The organism is Mesorhizobium sp. M1396 (assembly GCF_040317725.1).
GTDB lineage: Bacteria > Pseudomonadota > Alphaproteobacteria > Rhizobiales > Rhizobiaceae > Mesorhizobium.
Genome location: NZ_JAMYLA010000007.1, coordinates 32709 through 57611, shown reverse-complemented (window position 1 = coordinate 57611; position 24903 = coordinate 32709). Strand labels below are relative to the sequence as shown.

Below are 24903 nucleotides of genomic sequence, written 5' to 3'. Positions count from 1 at the left end.
GGTGAAGAAGCCTCTCGCGAACAGACACAATGTTCCCCCACGACTGCCGCTACGCGCGGATCGATGGCCGGATCAAAGCCGCGATCTCGTCGCACCCGTCATCGCCTTGTAGCTTTCCGTTGTTTTTCAGCATCCGATGGGTGTATTGGCTCCCAAGCTTGCGATAAGACGGGACTCAAAATCCCAACGCGCCCCGGATAAAAATCGCCGCCCATGACCATTTCCAATTCCGTGCCGATCACCCCCGAGCTCATCGCCGCGCACGGGCTGAAGCCCGACGAGTATCAGCGCATCCTCGACCTCGTTGGCCGTGAGCCGAGCTTTACCGAACTCGGCATCTTCTCGGCTATGTGGAACGAGCACTGCTCCTACAAATCCTCGAAGAAGTGGCTGCGCACGCTGCCGACCACCGGCCCGCAGGTGATCCAGGGTCCGGGCGAGAATGCCGGCGTGGTCGACATCGGCGACGGCGACTGCGTCGTCTTCAAGATGGAGAGCCACAACCACCCGTCCTACATCGAGCCCTACCAGGGTGCGGCGACCGGCGTCGGCGGCATATTGCGCGACGTGTTCACCATGGGGGCGCGGCCGATCGCGGCGATGAATGCACTGCGCTTCGGCGCGCCTGACCATCCCAAAACGCGGCACCTGGTCAGCGGCGTGGTTTCCGGCGTCGGCGGCTATGGCAACGCCTTCGGCGTGCCGACGGTCGGCGGCGAGGTCAATTTCGACGCCCGCTACAACGGCAACATCCTGGTCAATGCTTTCGCGGCCGGCATAGCCAAGACAGACGCTATCTTCCTGTCCGAGGCCAAGGGCGTCGGCCTGCCGGTCGTCTATCTCGGTGCCAAGACCGGCCGCGACGGCGTCGGCGGTGCCACGATGGCTTCGGCTGAATTCGACGATGAGATCGACGAGAAGCGCCCGACCGTGCAGGTCGGCGACCCTTTCACCGAAAAGTGCCTGCTGGAGGCCTGCCTCGAACTGATGGCCTCGGGCGCCGTCATCGCCATCCAGGACATGGGTGCGGCCGGCCTCACCTGCTCGGCGGTCGAGATGGGCGCCAAGGGCGATCTCGGCATCGAGCTCGATCTCGACAAGGTGCCGGTGCGCGAAGAGCGCATGAGCGCCTACGAAATGATGCTTTCGGAAAGCCAGGAGCGCATGCTGATGGTGCTGCGCCCCGAGAAGGAAAAGGAAGCCGAGGCGATCTTCCACAAATGGGGGCTCGACTTCGCCATCGTCGGCAAGACCACCGACGATCTGCGCTTCCGCGTCCTGCACCAGGGCGACGAGGTCGCCGACCTGCCGATCAAGGATCTCGGCGACAAGGCACCGGAATATGACCGGCCATGGGTCGAGCCGAAGAAGCCGGCGCCGCTGGCCGCCAATGACATCCCGCAGGCCGATGTTGCCGATGCGCTCCTGAAGCTGCTCGGCGGACCGGATCTTTCCTCGCGCCGCTGGGTCTGGGAGCAATACGACACGCTGATCCAGGGCAATTCGCTGCAGCTTCCCGGCGGCGATGCCGGTGTGGTTCGCGTCGAAGGCCATCCCACCAAGGCGCTCGCTTTCTCGTCCGACGTGACGCCGCGCTATTGCGAGGCCGACCCCTATGAGGGCGGCAAGCAAGCGGTGGCTGAATGCTGGCGCAATTTGACCGCCACCGGCGCCCTGCCGCTGGCCGCCACCGACAATCTCAATTTCGGCAATCCGGAACGGCCCGAGATCATGGGGCAATTGGTCGGCGCGGTGAAAGGCATAGGCGAGGCCTGCCGCGCGCTCGGCTTTCCGATCGTCTCCGGCAACGTCTCGCTCTACAACGAGACCAACGGCCAGGGCATTCTGCCGACACCGACCATCGGCGGCGTCGGCCTGATCGCTGACTGGTCGAAGATGGTGCAGACCGGCTTTGCCGCGCAAGGCCAGATGATCCTGCTGGTCGGCGCGCCGGCCTCCTGGGGAACGCATCTCGGCCAGTCGGTCTATTTCAGGGACATCCACGGCCGCACGGATGGCCCGCCGCCGCCGGTCGACCTCGATCATGAAAGGCGCGTCGGTGACCATGTGCGCGCGCTCATCGCGTCCGGCATCGTCACGGCGGCCCATGATGTGTCCGATGGCGGCATCGCGGTGGCTTTGGCCGAAATGGCAATGGCCTCCGGCGTCGGCGCGACCGTTCCCGGGCTTGTCGGCACCGACCCCATCCCGGTCTGGTTCGGTGAGGATCAGGGCCGTTATCTCCTGACGCTGTCGATCGACCCGCATGGCGATGAATGGGACGCCATCCGCAAGCAGCAGAGCGAACTCGGCATTTTCGCGCCGTGGATCGGCTCGACCGGCGGCAGCGTGCTGAAGCTTGGCGAGGCGCGGGCAATCCCGGTCAGCGAATTGACCGGGGCCCACGAAGGCTGGTTCCCCCGCTTCATGGACCAGGCCAGTTGACCGGACTGGCTGCCCGGGCGATGCTTGCAGTCGTCTTCTGGCCGTCGCTGTTCTTCTTCTGGTTCCTTGGGCCGTTCGTCTTTTTCCTGCTGTCGACGACCTCAAGCGAGGTTTGCCCCCAGCTGGAAACGCGCGCGCAGTTTCTTGCCACAGCCAATGGCGCCATCCCGATGCTCGTCGCGCAAAACCTCATCTACGCGATCCCGATCGTCTGCCTGGTGCTTTGGGGCCGCCTTTTCCCTGATCCGGAACGGGCGAGGCATATCGTCACCTGCATCAAGCTTTTTGCTTGCGCGGCCGTCATAGGGGCGCTGTGGGAGTACGGCTCCTCGCTGATCTGCGACGGCTACGGCCAACCGTTCTTCTCGCCTCTCTGGCAGATGACGAGTTATCTTCCCATTGTCAGCCTGGTTATCAACGTTCCTCTCTATGTGCTGGCCTTCAGCCTTGGCCGCGCCTTCTCGACACGCGAGGACGCTGTCGAGGATGAAGCAAGCCCACCGGCCTAGGTCTTCCCTGTGGTTCTCGGACCGTCTTGCCTTTGGCGGGACAGAACGGCTTCAATCCGGACCGGAAAGGCTTTAGGCTCGCCCGACTCTCATCATGGCCGGCTACCGGCCGCTCGAAACAGGATTCTGCCATGGCAATGGATGCCCACGACATCGAAAAGCTGATCAAGGAAGGCATTCCGGACGCCAAGGTGACAATTCGCGATCTTGCCGGTGACGGCGACCATTATGCGGCCGAGGTGGTGGCCGAGAGCTTCCGGGGGAAAAGCCGCGTGCAGCAGCACCAGATGGTCTATGACGCGCTAAAGGGCAATATGGGCGGCGTGCTGCACGCGCTGGCGCTGCAGACCAGCGTTCCCGACTGACCCGCACCGGAACAACCGCAACGACGCGAATCAGTGTCGAGAGAACCGCTTGGCCCAACACAGCCCATCCTTTGCGCCATTTCAGCCACGGCACGGCTAAAGTCTTGTTTCGAGCAATCGTTGGGTTTATTTGAAGGGAAATGTTTCGAGCCTGACTCCCACAGGCGGGAAAGGATATTCCATGAGCGGTATCAACGACTACATCGACAACGAAGTGAAGGGCAACGACGTCGTCCTTTTCATGAAGGGCACGCCCGGTTTCCCGCAATGCGGATTTTCCGGCCAGGTCGTCCAGATCCTCGACTATATCGGCGCCGACTACAAAGGCGTCGACGTGCTGACCTCGGCCGAACTGCGCCAGGGCATCAAGGAATATTCCAACTGGCCGACGATCCCGCAGCTCTACGTCAAGGGTGAATTCGTCGGCGGCTGCGATATCATCCGCGAGATGTTCCAGGCGGGCGAACTCCAGACATTCCTTGTCGAAAAGGGCGTCGGCGTCAAAGGCGCCGCCTGACCGCTATTTTTCGTGCATGTCGTCTGCCTAACCGCCGCACACGTGCATGAAACGCCAGGGCAGCCCACCTCGGCAATTTTTATGTCCTGTATGCAGGACCGAGACGAGCCAATGCGCCGGCCCGCCGGCGCATTTTCGTTTTAAAGATCGGACTTGCCGTGGACCAGCAAAAATCAGCGCCGCAATCGGCAAGCAAACTGCCCATTCCACGCTGGGAGTTCATCGCGCTGTGCGCCGCGCTGATGGCGCTGAACTCGCTGGCCATCGACATCATGCTGCCGGCTCTGCAGCAGATCGGCGCCTCGCTCGGCGTCGAGAACGAAAACCACCGGCAATATGTAATCACCGCCTATATTCTGGGCTTCGGCGGCGGCCAGCTGTTCTTTGGGCCGATCTCGGATCGCTTCGGCCGTCGCGCGCCGCTGGTCGCCGGGCTGGTGGTCTATGTCGCCGCGGCCGCGGCGGCCGCCGTTGCACCCAGCTTTGAAACACTGCTCTTGTGCCGGGCCGTGCAAGGCATTGGTGCTGCCGCGACCCGCGTCATCGCCGTCTCGATCGTGCGCGATACATTCGACGGCCGGCGCATGGCCGAGGTGATGTCACTGATCTTCATGGTGTTCATGGCGATTCCGGTCATTGCTCCCGGCATCGGCCAGTTCATCATGCTGTTTGCGACCTGGCACTGGATCTTCGTCACCATGGCCGTCGGTGCGCTTATTGTCTCGGCTTGGTCGCTGCTGCGCCTGCCTGAAACATTGCATCCCGAACATCGCCGGCCGCTGACCGTCAACTCCATCCTCGGCGGGTTTCGCATCGTGCTCACCAACCGCATTGCAATCTGCTATGCCTTCGCCAGCACCTTCATTTTCGGCGCCATGTTCGGCTTCATCGCCTCGGCGCAGCAGATCTATGTCGACATATTCAATGTCGGCGAGATGTTCCCGGTCATCTTCGCCGGGGTTGCGGGCGTGCTTGCTTTCTCCAATTTTCTGAACTCGCGCCTTGTCGGCCGCATCGGCATGCGCCGCCTGTCGCAGAGCGCGCTTCTGCTGTTCCTGGTCATCAGCCTTGCCTGGCTGGTCATTTCGCTGGAAATGAAGATGCCGCTCTGGCTGTTCATCACCTTCTTTGCCTGCGCCATGCTCCCGTTTGGCGCGCTCGGCGCGAATTTCAACGCGTTGGCCATGGAGCCGCTCGGCCAACTGGCCGGCACGGCGTCGTCCATCCTGGGTTTCATGCAGACTTTTCTCGGCGGCATTCTCGGCACGCTGATCGGTCAGGCTTTCAACGGCACGGTGACGCCGCTGGCCGCCGGCTTCTGCAGCGTCTCGGTCGCGGCGCTGCTGATGATTTTCATCGCCGAGCGCGGCAAGATGTTCCGGCCGCAGAACCCGCCCGTTTCAGGGCACATCACCGATTTGCACTGAATTGTCGTTTTTGTGCGTGTCGTTGTCCCGGGGCCACTTTTGGGCGACATGCATCAGGACGCACCTTCAAGGGCCGCTGTGAAGCGAGGGGCAAGCATACGCCCCGCGATGGCTCCGCCCATGCTGTCCGAAAAAGGCAATGGCAGAGCCTCGTCGAGTGCCTTGAGGATTGACGCCACGAAGGCCCGGCTGAGCTGGGGATCGGTCCCCAGGTCGGAATATGTGGCGCGAGGCTTGCCAATCAGCGTGCCGTTGCGGCGAAGCGAGAACCGCAGCGTCAGCGACATGCCGGCGGTTCCAGGTGGCGGCTTCCAACAAGCATAAATAGCGTCCGACATCTCCTTTATCGTGTTGACGGGATCGGGACTGCGACAGGTGCGCTCTTGCGATCTTGCTTCGTGGGAGCTGGCAAACAAGGCGGCGGCAAGAACCGCCGCGACAATTGCGAACCGAAGTTTCATTCGAGAGCCTCCGGATCTGCGTGAGATTGCATCGCTCTTTCGCTGCCCACCGCCGATTCAAAGCACTGGCTAGGAAATGATCCTATTGCGCCCAAAGCTCACGGCGCAATTCGTGCCAGCTTTCGCGATCGGGTGCGACAAGCAGGCCGCCGCCGACATGCGAGGGCAGATAGGCGCTGCCGTCGAAGCGCGCGGCATGACCTCCAGCCTCGGCATGGATCAGCACGCCAGCCAGATGGTCCCACGGCATAAGCTTGTTGTAGACGACGAAGTGGGCATGGCCGCTTGCCAGCAGGCGATATTCGTGCGCGGCGCAGCGATAGGCGAATTGCGACAGGATCTTCGTCTGGTTGCGCGCCAGCCGCGACCGGTCGGGCTCGGGCATATACTGCCAGGAGACCGAGCCGGTCATTTCCGAGATCGGCGCGGGTGCGGCGACATGCACCTTCTCGATGCCGCCATGCGCATGCCGGATATAACTGCCGGCGCCCCTGGCGCCGATCAGCCAGTCCTTGCCGACGGGATCGTGGATGATGCCGGCAACAGTCTCGCCCTTGACCACGACCGCCAGCATGACGCCGAACAGCGGCACGCCGGAGGCGAAGTTGAAAGTGCCGTCCACCGGGTCGATGACGAAAGCCAGATCGGCATCGCCCAGACCATCAAGCAGTGCCGGATTGTCGGAACAGGCCTCCTCGCCGACGACCATCGCCTGGGGATAACGCTCGCGCAGCCGCGCGGTGATGAGCCGCTCGGCATTGACGTCGGCTTCCGTCACCAAGTCGGCGGCCGAGGTCTTCTGGCGGATGTCGCCCTCGCCCAGCCGGCGAAAGCGCGGCATGATTTCTGCCAGTGCCGCCTCGGCCAGAATGCCGGCCAGCCAGTCGATCGCGGTGTCGTCAAATGTCATCGGCTTGCCTTGTGCTGAGTGTCTCATTGAGCGCGGCGAAATCGAACAGCCTTCTGTCGAGCAGATGCGATGGCCTGCTGTTCGACAGCGCGCGCAGCATCGTGTCCTTGCGGCCGGGCATGCGCTTTTCGATATCCCCGAGCATGGCCTTCATGGCGTTGCGCTGGAGACCTTCCTGGCTGCCGCAGAGATCGCAGGGAATGATCGGGAACTGCATCGCGGCAGCGAATTTTTCGAGGTCGACCTCGGCGCAGTAGCTCAGCGGCCGCAGCACCATGACGTCGCCGTCGTCGTTGAGCAGCTTTGGCGGCATGGCGGCGAGACGGCCGCCATGGAACAGGTTCATGAAGAAGGTCTCGAGAATGTCCTCGCGATGATGGCCGAGCACCAGCGCCGAGCACCCCTCCTCGCGCGCGATGCGATAGAGATGGCCGCGCCTGAGCCGCGAACACAGCGAGCAATAGGTGCTGCCCGCAGGCAGCTTGTCGGTGACGACGGAATAGGTGTCCTGATATTCGATCCGGTGCGCAATGCCGTATCTGTCGAGATAGTCCGGCAGGATATGTTTGGGGAAATTCGGCTGGCCCTGATCGAGATTGCAGGCCAGCAGATCGACCGGCAGCAGGCCGCGCCATTTGAGGTCGAGCAGAACGGCGAGTAGACCGTAGGAATCCTTGCCGCCCGACAGCGCTACCAGCCAGCGCTGGCCGGGCTTCACCATCGAGAAATCCTCGATTGCCTGTCGGGTCAGCCGCAGCAGCCGCTTGCGCAATTTGTTGAACTCGACCGAGGACGGCACATCGGCAAACAGCGGATGGAAGCCGCCCTCGATGTCGGCTGGTTCAAGCGATTCGGCGTCTGGCAGCATGTTCATGGCGTCAGTTCCAAAACCCGGGAGCAACGACGGTTCGCACTTCGTTGCGCCCGGGATTAGCGGACATGGCCGACAAAGAAAAGGCCGCCTCGATGGGCGGCCTTTGAATGGTATCGCAAAACGCGCCCGTTTTAGCGCGAATAGAATTCGACGACCAGGTTCGGTTCCATCTGCACGGCGAACGGAACGTCCGCCAGGCCGGGGATGCGCGAGAAGGTCGCGACCATCTTGTTGTGATCGGCTTCGATATAGTCCGGCACGTCGCGCTCGGCGAGACCGACCGCTTCCAGAACGATGACCAGCTGCTTCGACTTTTCGCGGACTTCGACGACGTCGCCCGGCTTGCAACGGTACGAGCCGATGTTGACGCGCTTGCCGTTGACGTTGACGTGGCCGTGGTTGACGAACTGGCGGGCGGCGAAAATGGTCGGCACGAACTTGGCGCGGTAGACGACCGCGTCGAGACGCGATTCGAGCAGGCCGATCAGGTTCTCCGAGGTGTCGCCCTTGCGGCGATCCGCCTCTTCATAGACCTTGCGGAACTGCTTTTCCGAAACGTCGCCATAGTGACCCTTCAGCTTCTGCTTGGCGCGCAGCTGCAGGCCGAAATCGGAAAGCTTGCCCTTGCGGCGCTGGCCATGCTGGCCGGGGCCGTATTCACGCTTGTTGACCGGGGACTTCGGGCGGCCCCAGATATTTTCGCCAAGACGGCGGTCGATCTTGTACTTCGCGGATTCGCGCTTGCTCATCGCATTCCCTTTTTCATAACAACACACCCGGAACCTCATGGTCCGGGTGAAGGAAACGCGCCCTCCTCTGGCCTCCGTTTTCGAGACCTGACAGGGTTTTCCCACGCAACGCGGCGGAAAACCCACGGGACACGTCAGTTCAAACAAGATAGTAGAATTGAGTTTCCACGCATCTTGCGCACATAAAGAAAAACCACCGGGCGTTGCGGCCCGGTGTTGGCGCGCTGATTAAACGGAGATTTAGCCGGTGTCAAGCTTGCGGCTAGGCTTCCGGTTCGGCTCAGGCGACCGACGTTTCAAAGGCCGTGGCTTTAGCAGCGGGCTTTTTTGGTTCCGTCTCGCGTTCCGCGAACGCCTTGTCGCCCTGGTCATCCCCGCGAAGGGCATGCCTGACGTCAATGCTTCGACTTCTTTTCCGGCAGGCCCTTGCGCTTCGTCTCGGCGAATTCCTCGAGCTGCTTTTCGCTCATCGATTCGTACATTCCCTTGGAAGCGCCTTTGAGTTCGCCCTTCTTCGTCTCGCCGCGCTTGGCCGACAGAGCGGCGCCAGCGGCTTTCTGCTGAGCTTTCGAGGTGGATGGCATGGCTGTTTCTCCCTTTATTGCCTGAGGGGAAAACGCAACGAGCCAACCAATGTTCCGGATATCAGGCGACCGTCAGGCCAAAGCCCTGCATGAGCCGGCTGGTGGCGAAGTCCATCTTGCCGGAGGTGAAGACGGCAATGTCAGGCTCACCCACCGGCAGCGGTCCGTCGACCGGTGCAAGCAGCGACATGGCGCGACGGGCGATCGCTTCGGCCGGGTCGATCCAATCGACCGGCCAGGGCGCGGTCTTGCGCATGCGATTGGCCAGGAACGGATAGTGCGTGCACCCGAGCACGACGATATCGGTGCGGGCGCCGTCCTTCTCGACAAAGCATGGTGCGATCTCCTGACGCACAATCTCCTCGTCGACGAACCCCTCGCGCATGTAAATCTCGGCCAGCGGGGCGAGCCGGTCCGAGCCGACGAGCCGCACATGGCATTTCTGCGCCCATTTGCTGATCAGGTCGCGCGTGTATTGACGCTTGACCGTACCTGGCGTCGCCAGCACCGAGACCAGCCCGGAGCGCGTGCGCTCCGCCGCCGGCTTGATCGCCGGCACCGTGCCGACAAAGGGATGGCCCGGGAATTTCGCGCGCAGCGCGTCGATCACCAGCGTCGACGCGGTGTTGCAGGGGATGACCGAAATCTCGGGCTTGAATTTTTCCAGCAGCGCGCCGAACAGGCCGAGGATATGGGCGTTGAGGGCCGGCTCCTCCCAAGCGCCATAGGGGAAAGCGGCGTCGTCGGCGACATAGACGAAGCGGCGATCGGGCATCAGCACGCGCGCCTCGCGCAGCACGGTGAGCCCGCCGATGCCCGAATCGAACATCAGGATCGGCCGCTCAGTCATTGTCGGTTCCCTTTCCGCCGAGCGGCGGTATGTCGTCGTCCTTGCCGGTATCAGCCAGGCGATTGCCTTCCGCCTTGCGGGCGCGCGCGGCGGCCGCGGGCAATCGTCTTGGATCGTCGCCCGGGGAACCATCGCCGCGCGGCATCGCCGGCGAAAATCGGTCGAGCGACGAGATGATGCCGCGCAGCACCTTGAGCTCCGGTTCGGCAAATCCGGGACGTGTCAGCACAGCGCGCAGATTGTCCACCATCTTCGGCTTCTTCGGGGCCGGCCGGAAATAGCCGCGCGCTTCCAAGGCGCCTTCGAGATAGGCGAACAGGCCGTGCAGTTCTTCCTTGCTCGCCGGCTTCATATTCGGGCCGGAAAAATTGGTCTTGGTCTCGTCTTCCAAGCCTGACTTCATCCATTCATAGGACATCAGCAGCGCGGCCTGGGCGATGTTGAGCGAGGAGAAATCAGGATCCACCGGGAAGGTCACGATCTCGTCGGCAAGGCCGACCTCGTCATTGTAGAGGCCGAAGCGTTCGCGTCCGAACAGGATGCCGGTGCGCTGGCCCATTGCGTGACGGGCCCGCAGCATCCTGCCCGCTTCCACCGGCCCGCGCACGGCTTTGAAGCCGTCGCGCTGCCTGGCCGTGGTGGCGAAAACAAAGTTCAGGTCGGCGAGCGCGGAGGCCAGATCGTCGAAGACGGTGACGGCATCGATGACATGATCGGCGCGACTGGCCGCCGCGCGTGCCTTCTCGCTCGGCCAACCGTCACGAGGGTTGACGAGACGCAGCTCCGACAGACCGAAATTGGCCATGGCGCGAGCGACCATGCCGATGTTCTCGCCGAGCTGCGGCTCGACGAGGATGATCGCCGGGCCGGCGTCTGCAGTATTATCGCGATCTTCGATGATGGGCATGATTGTCAATGAACTGCTGTTTGCGGCATTTCAGCGTCCCTGCCATATTCGGCCGCGAAAATGAAGCATTCGCAAATGACGGCGGTCGTGCCTCACATTCGTGACCGATAGCCGTTTGCGCGGTCAAAAACGCTTTGATATACGGGCGGCATCCCCCGGCCGAACGCGATGCGGGCAAGGCCATCCCATTTCCCAGCAACGAGGCATTTTTTCCATGGCGAAAATAAAGGTGGCGAACCCGGTCGTCGAACTCGACGGCGACGAGATGACCCGCATCATCTGGCAGTTCATCAAGGACAAGCTGATCCACCCCTACCTCGACCTGAAGCTCGAATATTACGACCTCGGTATCGAGCATCGCGACGCCACCAATGACCAGGTGACCATCGATTCGGCCAACGCCATCAAGAAATACGGCGTCGGCGTGAAATGCGCGACCATCACCCCCGACGAGCAGCGCGTCGAGGAATTCAAGCTGAAGAAGATGTGGAAGTCGCCGAACGGCACAATCCGCAACATCCTCGGCGGCACCATCTTCCGCGAGCCGATCATCATGAAGAACGTGCCGCGGCTCGTGCCCGGCTGGACCAAGCCGATCATCGTCGGCCGCCACGCCTTCGGCGACCAGTACCGCGCCACCGATTTCCGCTTTCCCGGCAAGGGCAAGCTGACGATCAAGTTCGTCGGCGAGGATGGCAAGGTGATCGAGCACGATGTCTACGACGCGCCGGGCGCCGGTGTCGCCATGGCCATGTACAATCTCGACGACTCGATCCGCGAATTCGCCCGCGCCTCGCTGAATTACGGCCTGCTGCGCAACTATCCGGTCTATCTGTCGACCAAGAACACCATCCTCAAGGCCTATGACGGCCGCTTCAAGGACATTTTCCAGGAGGTCTACGAGGCCGAATTCGAAGCCGAGTTCAAGTCGAAGAAGCTGTGGTACGAGCATCGCCTGATCGACGACATGGTGGCTTCCAGCCTGAAATGGTCGGGCGGCTATGTCTGGGCCTGCAAGAACTATGACGGCGACGTCCAGTCCGACACGGTTGCGCAGGGTTTTGGCTCGCTCGGCCTGATGACCTCGGTGCTGATGACGCCGGACGGCAAGACGGTGGAAGCCGAAGCCGCGCACGGCACCGTCACCCGCCACTATCGCCAGCACCAGAAGGGCGAGGAAACCTCGACCAATTCGATCGCCTCGATCTTCGCCTGGACGCGAGGCCTCGCCCACCGCGCCAAGCTCGACGACAATGCCGAGTTGAAGCGTTTCTCCGAAACGCTGGAACGGGTCTGCATCCAGACCGTCGAATCCGGCTTCATGACCAAGGACTTGTCGCTGCTGATCGGCCCCGACCAGCCCTGGCTTTCGACCACCGGTTTCCTAGACAAGATAGACGAGAACCTGCAGAAGGCGATGGCCTGACCTGTCGAGGTCCAGGAGGGCTAGCATGAGCAAGCCCATCGTCTATGGGGCGGACTACAGCGTCTATGTGCGCATCGTCCGCCTCGTGCTCGCGGAAAAAGGCGTCGACCACGAGCTTGTGCCGGTCGATGTCTTTGCCACTGATGGCATTCCTGCCTGGTATTTCGAGCACCACCCCTTCGGTCGCATCCCGGCCTTCGAGCATGAAGGCTTTCGGCTCTTCGAGACGAGTGCGATCGCCAGATATGTAGACGAATCATTTGACGGGCCGAGCTTGCAGCCGAGGGAGCCTCGCCGCCGCGCAACCATGAACCAGATCATCGGCATGCTCGACGCCTATGCCTACAGGTCGATGGTCTGGGATGTCGCCGTCGAGCGGCTGGAGAAAGAAGCGCCCGACGAGGCGCTGATCGCCAGCGGGCTTTCGCAGGCAAGCAAAGCGCTTCAGACGCTTGCCTCGCTGAAAGCGCCGGGGCCGTGGCAGCTGGGCGACCAACTGACCCTGGCCGATCTGCATGCGGCGCCGATCATTGGCCATTTCGTCAAGGTCAGTGAAGGGCAAAGCCTGCTCGCTGAATTTCCGACGATCCAGGCTTGGTGGGAGCGGATTTCAGCTCGTCCAAGCTTTGTCAGAACCGAAAAGACCGAGTGATCTTCGGTTTCGCCGTACCCATGTGGCGCTGGCCGCGATCTCTGCGGCTACCCTTCAACACTGGCAATTAGCGAAATCGTGCGCGAAAGCGCCCTTCTCCCCGTTCACGGCAGGGCTATCGCATATGAATTCTTGCGAAGAAGAACCCCCAACCTAACCCTCCCCACAAGGGGGAGGGAACGCTGCCGCGTGCCTTTAATTCCTCTTGGCGCCGAAAAGACAGGCGATCCTCCTGGGTCAGCGCCAACGGAAGTCTCCCTCCCCCTTGTGGGGAGGGGTTAGAGGTGGGGGTCCGTGCCGGGCAGACATCTGACGAATTCCATATGCGTTAGCCCTGCCGTTCACGGGAAGAAGATGGCGGCAGCCAGATGAGGGGCAGCACCACCCAGCAAAGATAGGGCTCCCCGCCGTGAGGGCCGTTAGTCAGGCGGCTTCGAGTGCAGCCCTTACCGCCGCAATCGCATCATTGGCCCTGGACGCATCCGGGCCGCCGGCCTGCGCCATGTCGGGCCGGCCGCCGCCGCCCTGCCCGCCCAACGCGGCGGAGGCCACGCGCACCAGATCGACAGCGCTGAAACGGCCGACGAGATCGTCGGTGACGGCGACCACGACGCTCGCCTTGTTGTCCTCGCCGGCGCCGACGAAGACGACGACGCCGGAGCCGAGCGAAGTCTTGCCGGCATCGGCCAGCGGCTTCAGATCCTTCGGCGAGACCCCGGAGACTGCCTTGCCCAGGAAGCCGACACCGGCCACCGTCTCGTTCTCGACCGGCGCACCAGGGGCCGCGCCCCCGCCCAGCGCCAGCTTCTTGCGCGCTTCGGTCAGTTCCTTTTCGAGCTTCTTGCGCTCGTCGAGCAGCGCCTCGACACGCGCCGGCACGTCGGCCGGCGAGATCTTCAGCGTCGCGGCAACCGTTTTCAAACGCCGGTCCTGCTCGTCGAGGTGCCTGCGCGCGGCCTCGCCGGTCAGCGCCTCGATGCGGCGCACGCCGGCAGCGACCGCGCTGTCCGACACGACACGCACCAGACCGATGTCGCCGGTCGCCCTGACATGCGTGCCGCCGCAAAGCTCGACCGAATAGGGCCGGTTGGCCTTGGCGCCATGCACGCCGGTGCCCATCGAAACGACGCGCACTTCGTCACCATACTTCTCGCCAAACAGCGCCATGGCGCCTTCGGCGATGGCATCGTCGACCGACATCAGGCGCGTGTTCACCGGGCCGTTCTGCACGACGATCTCGTTGGCCATGCGCTCGACCTCTTCGAGATCCTCCGGTGAAATGGGCTTGTTGTGCGAGATGTCGAAGCGCAGACGCTCCGGCGCGACCAGCGAGCCCTTCTGCGCGACATGGCTGCCCAGCACCTCACGCAGAGCCTCATGGATCAGATGCGTCGCGGAATGGTTCGCGCGCAGTCTGGACCGGCGCGCATGGTCGACCTTCAACTCGACCGCCGTGCCTGTCTTGACCGTGCCGCTGGCCACCTTGCCGATATGGACGAACAGCCCATCGGCCTTCTTCTGCGTATCGGAGATCTCGATCGAGAATCCTTCACCCGAGATGACGCCGGTGTCGCCCATCTGGCCACCGGATTCGGCATAGAATGGCGTCTGGTTGACGACAATCGCCACCGCATCGCCCTTGCCGGCGCTGTCGATGGTCGTGCCGTCCCTGACCAGCGCCTGGATGATGCCTTCGGCCTGCTCGGTCTCGTAGCCGAGGAATTCGGTGGCGCCCGCCTTCTCGCGCACCGAAAACCAGATGGTCTCGGTGGCCGCATCGCCGGAGCCAGCCCAATGCTTGCGCGCCTCGGCCTTCTGCTGCTCCATGGCATTGGTAAAGCCGGCAAGATCGACCGAGATGCTGCGCTGGCGCAGCGCGTCCTGCGTCAGGTCGAGCGGGAAGCCGTACGTGTCATAGAGCTTGAAGGCCGTCTCGCCGTCCAGCATGTCGCCGGCATGCAGCATTTCCGTCGCCTCCGAAAGCAGTCCGAGGCCGCGCACCAGCGTCTTGCGAAACCTGGTCTCCTCGAGCTTCAGGGTTTCGGTGATCAACTGTTCGCCGCGCACCAGTTCCGGATAGGCCTGGCCCATCTCGCGCACCAGCGCCGGAACCAGGCGCCACATCAGGGGATCGCGAGCACCGAGCAGCTGCGCATGACGCATGGCGCGGCGCATGATGCGGCGCAGGACATAGCCGCGGCCCTCGTTCGACGGCAGCACGCCGTCGGCCACCAGGAAAGAGGACGAGCGCAGGTGGTCGGCAATGACACGGAAGGACGCGACCGTCTCCTTGTCGGGCCCATGCCCGAGAGCGGACGACGACGCCTCGATCAGATGACGGAACAGATCGGTCTCGAAGACGCTTTCCACCCCTTGCAGGACGGACGCCATGCGCTCCAGGCCCATGCCGGTGTCGATCGACGGGCGCGGCAGGTCGATGCGTTCCTCCTTCGTCACCTGTTCATACTGCATGAAGACCAGGTTCCAGAATTCGAGGAAACGGTCGCCGTCCTCCTCAGGGCTGCCGGGAGGTCCGCCCCAGATGTGTTCACCGCGGTCGATGAAGATCTCAGAGCATGGCCCGCACGGTCCGGTGTCGCCCATCGCCCAGAAATTGTCCGAGGTCGCGATGCGGATGATGCGGTCATCGGAAAACCCGGCGATCTTCTTCCAGAAGCCGGCCGCTTCGTCATCCGTGTGATAGACGGTGACCAGCAGCTTGTCCTTGTTCAGCCCGAATTCCTTGGTGATCAGGTTCCAGGCTAGTTCGATGGCGCGCTCCTTGAAGTAGTCGCCAAAGGAGAAATTGCCGAGCATCTCGAAGAAGGTCAGATGGCGCGCGGTATAGCCGACATTGTCGAGGTCGTTATGCTTGCCGCCGGCACGAACGCTCTTCTGGGCGGTCGAGGCGCGCGAATAGGGCCGCTTCTCCAGGCCGGTGAAGACGTTCTTGAACTGCACCATGCCGGCGTTGGTGAACATCAGCGTCGGGTCGTTGCGCGGCACAAGCGGGCTCGACGCGACGATCTCGTGACCCTCCTTGCGAAAGTAGTCGAGAAATGTCGACCGGATTTCGTTCACGCCACTCATGAATGCTGCCTTTTCGAGAGAGCCGCCGGCAAACCGGCGGGAAATGGGCTCTGCGTTTTAGAAGATAGACTTTTTAGAAGATAGACTTGGCCTTTTAGCCGCCGCGCTTCACCCTGTCCAGAAACACGGAATTGGTCCAATCCACGGCCTTTGCCGGCTGTCCGAGCCAGGCCCATTTCCCCGCCAAAACGCAAAACCGCCGGCGCTAGGCCGGCGGTTCAAAACGCAATAACTCGGAACTCGATTACATAAGCCTGAGATAATAGAGCGAGATTATGGCCGAACTCCGGCCATCGCCCAAGGCTCTCACATCGCGCCGGATTCCTCCTCGAAACCGTCGTCGCCACCTTCGGAGCCGCCATTCTCAAGGAATTTCTCGGCGATCAGCCCGGCGTTCTGCCTGAGCGCCAATTCGATCTCGCGCGCGGTGTCGGGATTGTCGCGCAGGAACAGCTTGGCATTCTCACGGCCCTGGCCGAGACGCTGCGAATTGTAGGAGAACCAGGCGCCCGACTTCTCGACCACGCCGGCCTTGACGCCGAGATCGACCAGTTCACCGGTCTTGGACACGCCTTCTCCATACATGATGTCGAACTCGACCACCTTGAAGGGCGGCGCCAGCTTGTTCTTGACCACCTTGACGCGGGTCTGGTTGCCGACGACCTCGTCGCGGTCCTTGACCGAGCCGATGCGGCGAATGTCGAGGCGCACCGAAGCGTAGAATTTCAGCGCGTTGCCGCCGGTCGTGGTCTCGGGCGAACCGAACATGACGCCGATCTTCATGCGTATCTGGTTGATGAAGATGACCATGGTGTTGGAACGCGAGATCGAAGCGGTCAGCTTGCGCAGCGCCTGGCTCATCAGGCGGGCCTGCAGGCCGGGCAGCGAATCGCCCATCTCGCCTTCGATTTCGGCGCGTGGCGTCAGCGCCGCCACCGAATCGACCACCAGCACGTCGATGGCGCCGGAGCGCACCAGCGTGTCGCAGATTTCCAGCGCCTGCTCACCGGTGTCGGGCTGCGAGATCAGGAGGTTCTCCAGATCGACGCCAAGCTTGCGGGCATAGACCGGATCGAGCGCGTGCTCGGCATCGACGAAGGCGCAGATACCGCCCTTCTTCTGGGCTTCGGCCACGGTGTGCAGCGCCAGCGTCGTCTTGCCCGAGCTTTCCGGCCCATAGATCTCGACGATGCGGCCGCGCGGCAGGCCACCGACGCCAAGCGCGATGTCGAGGCCAAGCGAGCCGGTCGGCACCGTTTCGATCTCGACGACCTGCTCGTTCGCGCCGAGCCGCATGATCGAGCCTTTGCCGAAAGCCCGCTCGATTTGCGACAGCGCCGCATCCAGAGCCTTTGATTTGTCCACCGCTTTGTCCTCTACCAGCCGCAAAGAATTCTGAGCCATGATACATCACCCCTTGGTCGTCAATGAAGGCCGGACAATCCGTAATCCCTGCCAATTTGTACCTTTTTTGTTCTCGTTTGGCAAGAGGGGTCAAATATCTGAAAAACAATCAATATCCAGATTTGTTCTTTTTTTGTCTCACGATTTAGCTTCACGACGTCTAACGCATTGGGGCCAGGCGGCTCGATTGTTTCGATCCGCCGAATCGCTACCTTTGCATGCGAAGCGCCGTCACGCAGTCTAGCGCTTGTGCGACCGGAATAACAAAGGTGATATCGCCGGCATGCTGAAATCCACGAAAATACTGGCCGTAGGCGGCGCCCATATCGATCGGCGCGGCCAGGTATCAGGTCCCTACGTGCCGGCTGCTTCCAATCCCGGCACGATGCGCGAGGATGTCGGCGGCGGCGTTTTCAACGCGCTGCGCAGCGCAGTTCGCCGTGGCGTGTCCGCGTCGCTGCTGTCGGTGCGCGGCGGCGATGCCGCTGCCGATGCCGTTTCACGAGCCATCGCCGAGGCAGGCATTACCGACCTGTCCGCGGTGTTCCTCGACCGCACCACGCCGAGCTATACGGCGCTGATCGACAACGAGGGCGAACTGATCGTCGGCTTCGCCGACATGGCGCTCTATGACCTAGCGTTCCCCAAGCAGATCAGGCGCTCCAGGGTCCGGGAGGTGATCGCTGCCGCCGACGCCGTCTTCTGCGACGCCAATCTGCCGACGGCGGCACTGGAGCGGCTGGTTTCGCTTGCGGCCGGCAAACCCGTCTTCGCCATTGCCATTTCGCCGGCCAAGATCGTGCGTTTGAAGCCGGTGCTCGGCAATCTGGCCGTCGTCTTCATGAACCGGCGCGAAGCGACCGCACTGGCGGACCTGGACGTGGCAACTTCCCCGCAAGACATCGTCGCCGGGCTGAGACGCGCGGGGCTCAGGAGCGGCGTGGTGACGGCGGGCGGCAGTGCCATGCTGGGCTTCGATGACGCCGGCGCCTTCTCGATCCTGCCGCCGCCGCCAAGGAGGATAGCCGACGTCACCGGCGCAGGCGATGCGCTGGCCGGCGCAACGGTCGCTGCCTTGCTGCACGGCCTGCCGCTGCGGGTGGCCCTGCGCGAGGGCATTGCCGCGGCGACGCTTGCCATCGAAAGCCCGGACGCCGTTCCGGATTTCACCGCGGCGACCTTCGCGGAGGCACTGGCCCTTGTGCCGGATGCGCAGGAAGTGGCATGAGACCGGCAAATTCATAGTGCCGGAGTTTTTCGCGCGCCCAAGTGGACGCGACGCACTCCGGGATGGAGATCCAGATGACCCCAGAGACCGCCCGCCCCTTCATCGACATCCACGCGCCGGTGGCGCAGGCCCTGGCCGCCGGCCGGCCGGTGGTGGCGCTGGAAAGCACCATCATCACCCATGGCATGCCCTACCCCGACAATGGCGCCATGGCCGCGGATGTCGAAAAGATCATCACCGACGGCGGCGCCGTGCCGGCGACGATCGCCGTGGTCGGCGGCCGCATCAAGATCGGGCTCTCGGACGGCGAGCGTGAGTCCCTTGCAATGACAGGCGATGCCATGAAGCTGTCGCGCGCCGATCTCGGCTTCGCCGTCGCGCAAGGGCGCACCGGCGGCACAACGGTCGCCGCCACCATGATCGCGGCGCATATGGTCGGCATAAAAGTGTTCGCCACCGGCGGTATCGGCGGCGTCCACAAGGGTGCGGAAAAGAGCTTCGACATTTCCGCTGATCTCGACGAGTTGGCGCGCACACCGGTCATCGTCGTGTCTGCGGGCGCCAAGGCCATCCTCGACATCGAAAAGACGCTGGAAGTGCTGGAAACGCGCGGCGTGCCGGTGATCGGCCATGGCTGCGAGACGATGCCAGCCTTCTGGTCCAGGCATTCGCCGTTCCGCGCGCCGCTGACCCTGCACAGTCCGGAAGAGATCGCGCATTTCTACCAGACTCGGGCTTCGCTGGGCCTCGCCGGCGGCGTGCTGATCGCCAATCCGGTGCCCGAGAACCACGAAATCCCGGCCGAAGAGATGGCCGGTTACATCGAAGCCGCGCAGAAGGCCGCAGAGGCGCTCAACGTGACCGGCAAAGCGGTGACGCCGTTCCTGCTGTCGAAAATCCTCGAACTGACCGACGGCAGGAGCCTGAAGACCAACATCGCGCTGGTCGAAAACAATGCAAGGCTGGCGGCGAAGATTGCGAAGGCGCTTTAGGAGTGCCGCCAACGTCGGCGGGACAGCACCCCCCTCTGGCCTGCCGGCCATCTCCCCCGCAAGTGGGGAGATCGGATGTCGCATCGGCTTTCGCCAATCACCAGCGTTGACGAGTGTGAGCCGGCGGTTGAGCTGCCAATCTCCCTCCTTGCGGGGGAGATGGCCGGCAGGCCAGAGGGGGGTGCTGTCCCTCGGCGTTTCCAACCCTGCACAGCCGCAACGTCCGAAAATCGTCTCACTTCCCCGCCCTTCGTCCCGCCTCATACGCCCGCCCTGCCCAGACCGTCATCTCGTCGGGATCATCGAAAGCGCTGTCGGGAACGCTCCAATAGGGCATGGAGACTAGCTTGCCGTGGCGGGAGCCGGTGTAGGTCCATCGCCGGCAACCGGCGGCTTCGAAGTCGGGCGCGCTTTGCTCGTCGGCCTTCAGCAGCAATTCGCCGCGCAGCACCACGGCGACGATGACGCCGTCGAAATAGATGCCCTTGCCGCCGAACAGTTTGCGGATGCTAACCGGGCCGAGGCCTTCGAACAGTTCGGCGATGCGTTCATTGTCCATGCCGCGATCATGTCACCGGCATTTGACATTGTCATCGCGCAACCAAAATCATGCTGACAGGTTGAGAACATTCCGTCGGAGTCTTTTTGTCATGCCGCTTCTGCTCAAGGGATCCTGCCGCTGCAATGCCGTGCGTTTCGAGGTGGAGAGCCACACGCCGGTGCCGTTCATGCTGTGCTACTGCTCGATCTGCCGCAAGCAGCAAGGCGGCGGCGGTTTTGCCATCAATCTCGGCGCCGACTACGAAACGCTGAACATCAGGGGCAAGAGAAGTCTCGGTGTCTACCGGGCCGAGATTGAAGACGACGAGCACCCACATTGCGAGATATCGACCGGCGAACGCAATTTCTGCAAGAAGTGCGGGTCGGCGCTGTGGCTCTACGATCCGACCTGGCCGGAACTGGTGCATCCCTTTGCCTCGGCTGTCGACAGCGATCTGCCGAAGCCGCCCAGCAAGGTGCATTTGATGCTGAAATACAAGGCGAACTGGGTCGAGCCCGATATCGCCAAAGGCGACAAGGCATTCGACGTCTACCCCGAGGAATCGATCGCCGACTGGCACAAGCGGACGGGCATGTGGGTGGAGTGAACAAAGTGCCGGCGGACTTCGGATAGGGCAGCGCTGCCCCTCATCCGACCCTTCGGGCCACCTTCTCCCCGTAAACGGGGCGAAGGAAGATCAGGCCGAGGCGCGTGCCTCTGCCAGCGCCTTCAGATCGGCCGGCTTCAATTCGACGGACTCGCCGCAGCCGCAGGCCGAGCTCTGGTTCGGGTTGTGGAAGGTGAAGCCGGTGCGCAGCGTCGTCTGCTCGAAATCCATCTCGGTGCCGAACAGGAAAAGGGCTGCTTCCGGCGCCACATAGACATGGGCGCCGTCGCGCTCGATGTGGTCGTCCTTGGTGTTGGGCTCGGTCACCAGATCGACGGTGTATTCCATGCCGGCGCAGCCGCCCTTCTTGATGCCGAGGCGGATGCCATGCGCATTGTCGCGGGTGGCGACGATCTCGCGCACCCGGTCGGCGGCCTTTTCGGTCATCGTGATGACGGCAAAGCGTCCCATGTTTTCTTTCTCCATTCCGTACAGGTTCAAGGCCTGCCGAACGATTCTCACCTAAAATGGTGAAGTTTTATGACTGGCGCAAGTGCGCTACCTTTGCCGTGCCCGACGACTAATACCAGCCTACCGCGACCTGCGCCTCTTCCGACATGCGATCGGGCGACCAGGGCGGGTCGAAGGTCATGGCGACCTCGACGCCTGAAACGCCCTCGACGGCGCCGACGGCGTTTTCCACCCAGCCGGGCATTTCGCCGGCGACCGGGCAGCCGGGGGCTGTCAGCGTCATGTCGATCTTGACCGAGCGATCGTCCTCGATCTCGATCTTGTAGATGAGGCCAAGCTCGTAGATATCGGCCGGGATTTCCGGGTCGTAGACGGTCTTCAGCGCCGAGACGATGTCGTCGGTCAGCCGAGCCAGTTCATCGGCGGGAATCGCCGAGGCGGAAACCAACGGGTTGATGGCCGCTTCCGGTGCGGTCTCGGTGGTGTGGCTCACATCATCCATGGTCGTTACCCAAAAAAATCTTCACCCGAAGAATTTGCGCGCTTTTTCAAGCGCCTCGGCCAAAGCATCGACTTCGGCCCTGGTATTATACATGCCGAACGATGCCCTGCATGTGGAGGTTACACCAAAACGTTTCAACAGCGGCTGCGCGCAATGGGTGCCCGCGCGGACGGCAACGCCTTGCCGGTCTATCACCATCGACACGTCATGGGCGTGAATGCCTTGCAGTTCGAACGAGATGATGGCGCCCTTACCTGGTGCGTCGCCGAAGATGCGCAGCGAGTTGATGGCGCGCAGCCGCTCATGCGCATAATTCTTGAGGTCGGCCTCATGGGCCGCGATGCGGTCGCGGCCGATCTTTTCCATATAGTCGAGCGCGGCACCTAGTCCGATCGCCTGGACGATCGGCGGCGTGCCGGCCTCGAAGCGGTGCGGCGGCTCGTTGTAGGTGACGATGTCTTCCGTCACCTCCTCGATCATCTCGCCACCGCCCATGAAGGGGCGCATGCCTTGGAGAATGTCCTTCTTGCCGTAGAGCACGCCGATGCCCGAGGGGCCGTACACCTTGTGACCGGTGAAAACGAAGAAATCGCAGTCGAGATCCTGCACGTCGACAGGCATATGCACCGCACTCTGGCTGCCGTCTACGAGTACGGGAATTCCACGCGAATGCGCGATGCGGACGATCTCCTTGATCGGCGTCACCGTGCCCAGCGCATTCGACATCTGGGTGATGGCGACAAGCTTTGTCCGGTCTGTCAGCCGCTTCTCGAATTCCTCGATGTGGAAGACGCCGAGATCGTCGACCGGTGCCCAGACCAGCTTGGCGCCCTGCCGCTCGCGGATGAAGTGCCACGGTACGATGTTGGAGTGGTGCTCCATGATCGACAGCACGATCTCGTCGCCCTCGCCGATGTTGGGCATGCCATAGCCATAGGCGACCGTGTTGATGGCCGAGGTCGTGTTCGAGGTGAAGACGATGTTGTCGGTGCTCGGCGCGTTGAGGAAGCGGCGCACCGTCTCGCGCGCCTTTTCATACGCATCGGTCGCCGCATTGGAGAGGAAATGCAGGCCGCGATGGACGTTGGCGTATTCCTGGGAATAGGCGTGCTGGATCGTATCCAGCACCACCCGCGGCTTCTGTGCCGAGGCGCCATTGTCGAGATAGACCAGCGGCTTGCCATAGACTTCCCGCGACAGGATCGGGAAATCGCGGCGGATCGCTTCGACGTCGTAGGGAATGTTTTCGAGTTTCTGGTCCATCACAAAGTCCTTGCCGGCCGAGGCCGCGATCCTTCCAACGGCGCTAGCCGTGCGTCAAAAACCAGCCGTCGAGCCGCGTTTCGAGCGCCTCGACGATCGCCTCGTCGTCCAGTTCCTCGATCACCTCGGCGACAAAGGCTTTCACGAGCAACCCCCGCGCGGTCTTCTCGTCGACGCCACGTGCCATCAGGTAGAACAAATGGTCGTGGTCGATCTCGGTGACGGTCGCGCCATGGCCGCAGATGACATCGTCGGCGAAGATTTCCAGCTCGGGCTTGGTCGAGAACTCGCCGTCGTCCGACAGCAGCAGCGTGTTGCAAGCCATCTTGGCATTGGTCTTCTGCGCGTATTGGTGGACGTTGATGCGGCCCTGGAAGACGCCGCGCGCCTTGCCCGTCACCACATTGCGGATCACTTCCGTCGAGGCCGTGTGCGGCACGGCATGGTCGAGAACCATGGTCACGTCAGTGTGGGTGTCGCCGGCCAAAAGGTTGATGCCGCGCAGTTTGAAGTCGGCGCCTTCGCCAGTCGTCCTGACCATGATCTCCTGACGCACAAGCTTGCCGCCAGCGTTCATGACGAACAGCGTCAGCTTCGCATTCTTGCCGATATGGGCCTTGAACTGCGCCAGATGCGTCGCCGTTTCCGACTGTTCCTGGACGATCAGCCACGTCACCTCGGCGCCTTCGCCCAGCACGAGCTGGCTGACCGAGCTGACCAGCGCAGCGCCGTCACCCGCCTGGCGCTCGACGATGACTGCCTTGGCACCAGCGCCGACACGCACCGGCAGGCGTACATGGGTCTGGCCGCCGGCCTGCAAGTTCTGCAGTTCGATCGGCTTTTCAAGCTCCGTGCCATCGGCGATATCGACGAAATAGCCGTCGGCGACAAAGGCCGTGTTCAGCGCGCCGATGGCATCGTCGCTGCCATAGGGATCGAGCCCCGGCGCGATGCTGCCGTCGATCAGCTTTTCCGACACAGGCTGGAAGGCGACGCCTTCGACCACCGGCACCTTGGCGTCGGACTTGCCGTTCAGGATCGACACCACAGTGGACCCATCGACGATCGGTGCAATGGCCTTGGCCATGGCGGACGGGTCGAAGTCCGGCACCGCGTTCAACAGCCGGCGCAGGTCGGTGTAATGCCAGGATTCGACACGCCGCGTCGGCAGGCCGTGCTTGATCGCCTCGATGGCGTTGTCGCGCTTCAGCATCACCGCGCCGTCGCCCGGCAGCAGCGACAGCCGGTCGCCGAACGCGTCGATCAACGCTGTTTCGGCCGGTGTCCGCTGCGGTTGTGTGTGGATATTCATCAGTCTTGCCCCGCCTTTTGGCACAAAATGGCCTGGCATCTCACGCGGCTTGCCCGATCACGCCGGCATAGCCGTTGGCTTCGAGGTCGAGCGCCAGCGACTTGTCGCCCGACTTGATGACCTGGCCCTTGTAGAGCACGTGCACGCTGTCGGGCACGATGTGTTCGAGCAGGCGCTGGTAATGGGTGATGACCAGGAACGCCCGGTCTGGCGCGCGCAGCGCGTTGACGCCATCGGAAACGATCTTCAGCGCATCGATGTCGAGGCCGGAATCGGTTTCGTCGAGCACGCACAGCTTCGGCTCCAGCAGCTTCATCTGCAGGATCTCGGCGCGCTTCTTCTCGCCGCCGGAGAAGCCGACATTGAGCGGCCGCTTCAGCATCGCCATGTCCATGCTGAGCGAGGCGGCGGCTTCCTTCACCCGCTTCAGGAATTCCGGGATCTTGAGCGGCTCCTCGCCACGCGCCTTGCGCTGCTCGTTCATCGCCACTTTCAGGAATTCCATGGTCGCGACGCCCGGTATCTCCATCGGGTACTGGAAGGCGAGGAAAATGCCCGACGTGGCGCGCTCGGCCGGATCCATTTCCAGGATCGACTGGCCGTTGTAGAGGATGTCGCCTTCGGTGACCTCGTAGTCCTCGCGGCCGGCGAGGATGTAGGACAGCGTCGATTTGCCCGAGCCGTTCGGTCCCATGATGGCAGCAACCTCGCCCGCTTTCACCGTCAGGTTCAAGCCGCGGATAATTTCGGTGCCGTCATCGACGATGCGGGCGTGCAGGTTTCTGATTTCAAGCATTCTTTTGTTTCCTGAATATCT

General features: G+C 62.6%; 25 protein-coding genes. 10 read left to right on the top strand and 15 right to left on the bottom strand.

What is annotated here, in order from left to right; all coding sequences use genetic code 11:
• The first annotated feature begins 213 nt into the window (after positions 1-213).
• The 5 genes from purL to NKH02_RS06215 all read left to right on the top strand — a co-directional run bounded on the left by purL (position 214) and on the right by NKH02_RS06215 (position 5263).
• Positions 214-2445, top strand: a complete 2232-nt coding sequence (purL, locus tag NKH02_RS06235) for a phosphoribosylformylglycinamidine synthase subunit PurL (RefSeq protein WP_352877207.1) — start codon at positions 214-216, stop codon at positions 2443-2445.
• Positions 2442-2954 (top strand): hypothetical protein, encoded by a 513-nt coding sequence (locus tag NKH02_RS06230; RefSeq protein ID WP_352877205.1) that lies wholly within the window; start codon positions 2442-2444, stop codon positions 2952-2954. The genes purL and NKH02_RS06230 overlap by 4 nt, the downstream gene beginning before the upstream one ends.
• Positions 2955-3085: 131 nt before the next feature.
• Positions 3086-3319 carry a BolA/IbaG family iron-sulfur metabolism protein gene (locus NKH02_RS06225; protein ID WP_006206026.1) on the top strand — a complete coding sequence of 78 codons (234 nt, stop codon included), beginning with the start codon at positions 3086-3088 and terminating at the stop codon, positions 3317-3319.
• Between the two features lie 181 nt (positions 3320-3500).
• Positions 3501-3836: a Grx4 family monothiol glutaredoxin gene (gene grxD, locus NKH02_RS06220; RefSeq protein ID WP_095085430.1), complete on the top strand. Its 336-nt coding sequence runs from the start codon at positions 3501-3503 to the stop codon at positions 3834-3836.
• 158 nt (positions 3837-3994) lie between these two features.
• The gene (locus NKH02_RS06215) at positions 3995-5263 is read left to right on the top strand and encodes a multidrug effflux MFS transporter (protein ID WP_352877203.1); all 1269 of its coding nucleotides are present in this window, start codon (positions 3995-3997) and stop codon (positions 5261-5263) included.
• Between the two features lie 53 nt (positions 5264-5316).
• Here the strand turns inward: NKH02_RS06215 and NKH02_RS34525 are convergent, their stop codons facing one another.
• The 7 genes from NKH02_RS34525 to NKH02_RS06180 form a co-directional block, all read right to left on the bottom strand.
• Positions 5317-5724 (bottom strand): UCP034077 family protein, encoded by a 408-nt coding sequence (locus tag NKH02_RS34525; RefSeq protein ID WP_502913784.1) that lies wholly within the window; start codon positions 5722-5724, stop codon positions 5317-5319.
• 82 nt (positions 5725-5806) lie between these two features.
• Positions 5807-6634 carry an inositol monophosphatase family protein gene (locus tag NKH02_RS06205; protein WP_352877199.1) on the bottom strand — a complete coding sequence of 276 codons (828 nt, stop codon included), beginning with the start codon at positions 6632-6634 and terminating at the stop codon, positions 5807-5809.
• Positions 6624-7508, bottom strand: coding sequence for a tRNA 2-thiocytidine(32) synthetase TtcA (ttcA, locus tag NKH02_RS06200; protein WP_352877196.1), 885 nt, complete (start codon positions 7506-7508; stop codon positions 6624-6626). Before ttcA ends, NKH02_RS06205 begins: the two co-directional genes overlap by 11 nt.
• Before the next feature lie 131 nt (positions 7509-7639).
• A complete protein-coding gene (gene rpsD / locus NKH02_RS06195) occupies positions 7640-8257 on the bottom strand; it encodes a 30S ribosomal protein S4 (RefSeq protein ID WP_023759539.1) in 618 nt (205 codons plus the stop codon).
• 395 nt (positions 8258-8652) lie between these two features.
• Positions 8653-8841 (bottom strand): DUF3008 family protein, encoded by a 189-nt coding sequence (locus NKH02_RS06190; RefSeq protein ID WP_352863986.1) that lies wholly within the window; start codon positions 8839-8841, stop codon positions 8653-8655.
• 61 nt (positions 8842-8902) lie between these two features.
• Positions 8903-9691 carry a glutamate racemase gene (gene murI / locus NKH02_RS06185; protein ID WP_352877194.1) on the bottom strand — a complete coding sequence of 263 codons (789 nt, stop codon included), beginning with the start codon at positions 9689-9691 and terminating at the stop codon, positions 8903-8905.
• Positions 9684-10598 (bottom strand): RNA methyltransferase, encoded by a 915-nt coding sequence (locus NKH02_RS06180; protein WP_352863983.1) that lies wholly within the window; start codon positions 10596-10598, stop codon positions 9684-9686. The genes murI and NKH02_RS06180 overlap by 8 nt, the downstream gene beginning before the upstream one ends.
• Positions 10599-10812: 214 nt before the next feature.
• Here NKH02_RS06180 and NKH02_RS06175 point away from each other — a divergent pair, with 214 nt between their 5' ends.
• Both NKH02_RS06175 and NKH02_RS06170 read left to right on the top strand, forming a co-directional pair.
• Positions 10813-12024, top strand: coding sequence for an NADP-dependent isocitrate dehydrogenase (locus NKH02_RS06175; protein ID WP_352863982.1), 1212 nt, complete (start codon positions 10813-10815; stop codon positions 12022-12024).
• 25 nt (positions 12025-12049) lie between these two features.
• Positions 12050-12676 (top strand): glutathione S-transferase family protein, encoded by a 627-nt coding sequence (locus tag NKH02_RS06170; RefSeq protein WP_352877192.1) that lies wholly within the window; start codon positions 12050-12052, stop codon positions 12674-12676.
• Positions 12677-13099: 423 nt separating this feature from the next.
• Here the strand turns inward: NKH02_RS06170 and alaS are convergent, their stop codons facing one another.
• Positions 13100-15766 carry an alanine--tRNA ligase gene (alaS, locus tag NKH02_RS06165; RefSeq protein ID WP_352877189.1) on the bottom strand — a complete coding sequence of 889 codons (2667 nt, stop codon included), beginning with the start codon at positions 15764-15766 and terminating at the stop codon, positions 13100-13102.
• Positions 15767-16072: 306 nt separating this feature from the next.
• Positions 16073-17170: a recombinase RecA gene (recA, locus tag NKH02_RS06160; RefSeq protein ID WP_057145834.1), complete on the bottom strand. Its 1098-nt coding sequence runs from the start codon at positions 17168-17170 to the stop codon at positions 16073-16075.
• 283 nt (positions 17171-17453) lie between these two features.
• Here recA and NKH02_RS06155 point away from each other — a divergent pair, with 283 nt between their 5' ends.
• Both NKH02_RS06155 and NKH02_RS06150 read left to right on the top strand, forming a co-directional pair.
• Positions 17454-18398 (top strand): carbohydrate kinase family protein, encoded by a 945-nt coding sequence (locus NKH02_RS06155; protein ID WP_352873410.1) that lies wholly within the window; start codon positions 17454-17456, stop codon positions 18396-18398.
• A gap of 74 nt (positions 18399-18472) precedes the next feature.
• Complete coding sequence (locus NKH02_RS06150; RefSeq protein WP_352877187.1) at positions 18473-19390, top strand: pseudouridine-5'-phosphate glycosidase; 918 nt, start codon at positions 18473-18475, stop codon at positions 19388-19390.
• 235 nt (positions 19391-19625) lie between these two features.
• Here the strand turns inward: NKH02_RS06150 and NKH02_RS06145 are convergent, their stop codons facing one another.
• Positions 19626-19949 carry a TfoX/Sxy family protein gene (locus NKH02_RS06145; protein ID WP_352873407.1) on the bottom strand — a complete coding sequence of 108 codons (324 nt, stop codon included), beginning with the start codon at positions 19947-19949 and terminating at the stop codon, positions 19626-19628.
• A 91-nt stretch (positions 19950-20040) separates the two neighbouring features.
• On the opposite strand from NKH02_RS06145, the gene NKH02_RS06140 reads away from it, so the two are divergent.
• The gene (locus tag NKH02_RS06140) at positions 20041-20538 is read left to right on the top strand and encodes a GFA family protein (RefSeq protein ID WP_352877185.1); all 498 of its coding nucleotides are present in this window, start codon (positions 20041-20043) and stop codon (positions 20536-20538) included.
• Positions 20539-20628: 90 nt separating this feature from the next.
• On the opposite strand, the gene sufA is transcribed toward NKH02_RS06140, so the two are convergent.
• The 5 genes from sufA to sufC all read right to left on the bottom strand — a co-directional run bounded on the left by sufA (position 20629) and on the right by sufC (position 24882).
• Positions 20629-21009: a Fe-S cluster assembly scaffold SufA gene (gene sufA, locus NKH02_RS06135; protein WP_013532156.1), complete on the bottom strand. Its 381-nt coding sequence runs from the start codon at positions 21007-21009 to the stop codon at positions 20629-20631.
• A 109-nt stretch (positions 21010-21118) separates the two neighbouring features.
• Positions 21119-21511 carry an SUF system Fe-S cluster assembly protein gene (locus NKH02_RS06130; RefSeq protein WP_352877183.1) on the bottom strand — a complete coding sequence of 131 codons (393 nt, stop codon included), beginning with the start codon at positions 21509-21511 and terminating at the stop codon, positions 21119-21121.
• Between the two features lie 21 nt (positions 21512-21532).
• Positions 21533-22774 carry a cysteine desulfurase gene (locus NKH02_RS06125; protein WP_352877181.1) on the bottom strand — a complete coding sequence of 414 codons (1242 nt, stop codon included), beginning with the start codon at positions 22772-22774 and terminating at the stop codon, positions 21533-21535.
• A 43-nt stretch (positions 22775-22817) separates the two neighbouring features.
• A complete protein-coding gene (gene sufD / locus NKH02_RS06120) occupies positions 22818-24086 on the bottom strand; it encodes a Fe-S cluster assembly protein SufD (RefSeq protein WP_352877179.1) in 1269 nt (422 codons plus the stop codon).
• 40 nt (positions 24087-24126) lie between these two features.
• The gene (sufC, locus tag NKH02_RS06115; protein WP_013895901.1) at positions 24127-24882 is read right to left on the bottom strand and encodes a Fe-S cluster assembly ATPase SufC; all 756 of its coding nucleotides are present in this window, start codon (positions 24880-24882) and stop codon (positions 24127-24129) included.
• Between the last annotated feature and the right edge of the window lie 21 nt (positions 24883-24903).

What these genes read in the sequence shown, in the direction of transcription:
- purL (WP_352877207.1), top strand. Translation starts at nt 214, where the DNA reads ATGACCATTTCCAATTCCGTGCCGATCACCCCCGAGCTCATCGCCGCG.
- NKH02_RS06225 (WP_006206026.1), top strand. Translation starts at nt 3,086, where the DNA reads ATGGCAATGGATGCCCACGACATCGAAAAGCTGATCAAGGAAGGCATT.
- grxD (WP_095085430.1), top strand. Translation starts at nt 3,501, where the DNA reads ATGAGCGGTATCAACGACTACATCGACAACGAAGTGAAGGGCAACGAC.
- NKH02_RS34525 (WP_502913784.1), bottom strand. Translation starts at nt 5,724, where the DNA reads ATGAAACTTCGGTTCGCAATTGTCGCGGCGGTTCTTGCCGCCGCCTTG.
- NKH02_RS06205 (WP_352877199.1), bottom strand. Translation starts at nt 6,634, where the DNA reads ATGACATTTGACGACACCGCGATCGACTGGCTGGCCGGCATTCTGGCC.
- ttcA (WP_352877196.1), bottom strand. Translation starts at nt 7,508, where the DNA reads ATGAACATGCTGCCAGACGCCGAATCGCTTGAACCAGCCGACATCGAG.
- rpsD (WP_023759539.1), bottom strand. Translation starts at nt 8,257, where the DNA reads ATGAGCAAGCGCGAATCCGCGAAGTACAAGATCGACCGCCGTCTTGGC.
- NKH02_RS06190 (WP_352863986.1), bottom strand. Translation starts at nt 8,841, where the DNA reads ATGCCATCCACCTCGAAAGCTCAGCAGAAAGCCGCTGGCGCCGCTCTG.
- murI (WP_352877194.1), bottom strand. Translation starts at nt 9,691, where the DNA reads ATGACTGAGCGGCCGATCCTGATGTTCGATTCGGGCATCGGCGGGCTC.
- NKH02_RS06180 (WP_352863983.1), bottom strand. Translation starts at nt 10,598, where the DNA reads ATGCCCATCATCGAAGATCGCGATAATACTGCAGACGCCGGCCCGGCG.
- NKH02_RS06175 (WP_352863982.1), top strand. Translation starts at nt 10,813, where the DNA reads ATGGCGAAAATAAAGGTGGCGAACCCGGTCGTCGAACTCGACGGCGAC.
- NKH02_RS06170 (WP_352877192.1), top strand. Translation starts at nt 12,050, where the DNA reads ATGAGCAAGCCCATCGTCTATGGGGCGGACTACAGCGTCTATGTGCGC.
- alaS (WP_352877189.1), bottom strand. Translation starts at nt 15,766, where the DNA reads ATGAGTGGCGTGAACGAAATCCGGTCGACATTTCTCGACTACTTTCGC.
- recA (WP_057145834.1), bottom strand. Translation starts at nt 17,170, where the DNA reads ATGGCTCAGAATTCTTTGCGGCTGGTAGAGGACAAAGCGGTGGACAAA.
- NKH02_RS06155 (WP_352873410.1), top strand. Translation starts at nt 17,454, where the DNA reads ATGCTGAAATCCACGAAAATACTGGCCGTAGGCGGCGCCCATATCGAT.
- NKH02_RS06150 (WP_352877187.1), top strand. Translation starts at nt 18,473, where the DNA reads ATGACCCCAGAGACCGCCCGCCCCTTCATCGACATCCACGCGCCGGTG.
- NKH02_RS06145 (WP_352873407.1), bottom strand. Translation starts at nt 19,949, where the DNA reads ATGGACAATGAACGCATCGCCGAACTGTTCGAAGGCCTCGGCCCGGTT.
- NKH02_RS06140 (WP_352877185.1), top strand. Translation starts at nt 20,041, where the DNA reads ATGCCGCTTCTGCTCAAGGGATCCTGCCGCTGCAATGCCGTGCGTTTC.
- sufA (WP_013532156.1), bottom strand. Translation starts at nt 21,009, where the DNA reads ATGGGACGCTTTGCCGTCATCACGATGACCGAAAAGGCCGCCGACCGG.
- NKH02_RS06130 (WP_352877183.1), bottom strand. Translation starts at nt 21,511, where the DNA reads ATGGATGATGTGAGCCACACCACCGAGACCGCACCGGAAGCGGCCATC.
- NKH02_RS06125 (WP_352877181.1), bottom strand. Translation starts at nt 22,774, where the DNA reads ATGGACCAGAAACTCGAAAACATTCCCTACGACGTCGAAGCGATCCGC.
- sufD (WP_352877179.1), bottom strand. Translation starts at nt 24,086, where the DNA reads ATGAATATCCACACACAACCGCAGCGGACACCGGCCGAAACAGCGTTG.
- sufC (WP_013895901.1), bottom strand. Translation starts at nt 24,882, where the DNA reads ATGCTTGAAATCAGAAACCTGCACGCCCGCATCGTCGATGACGGCACC.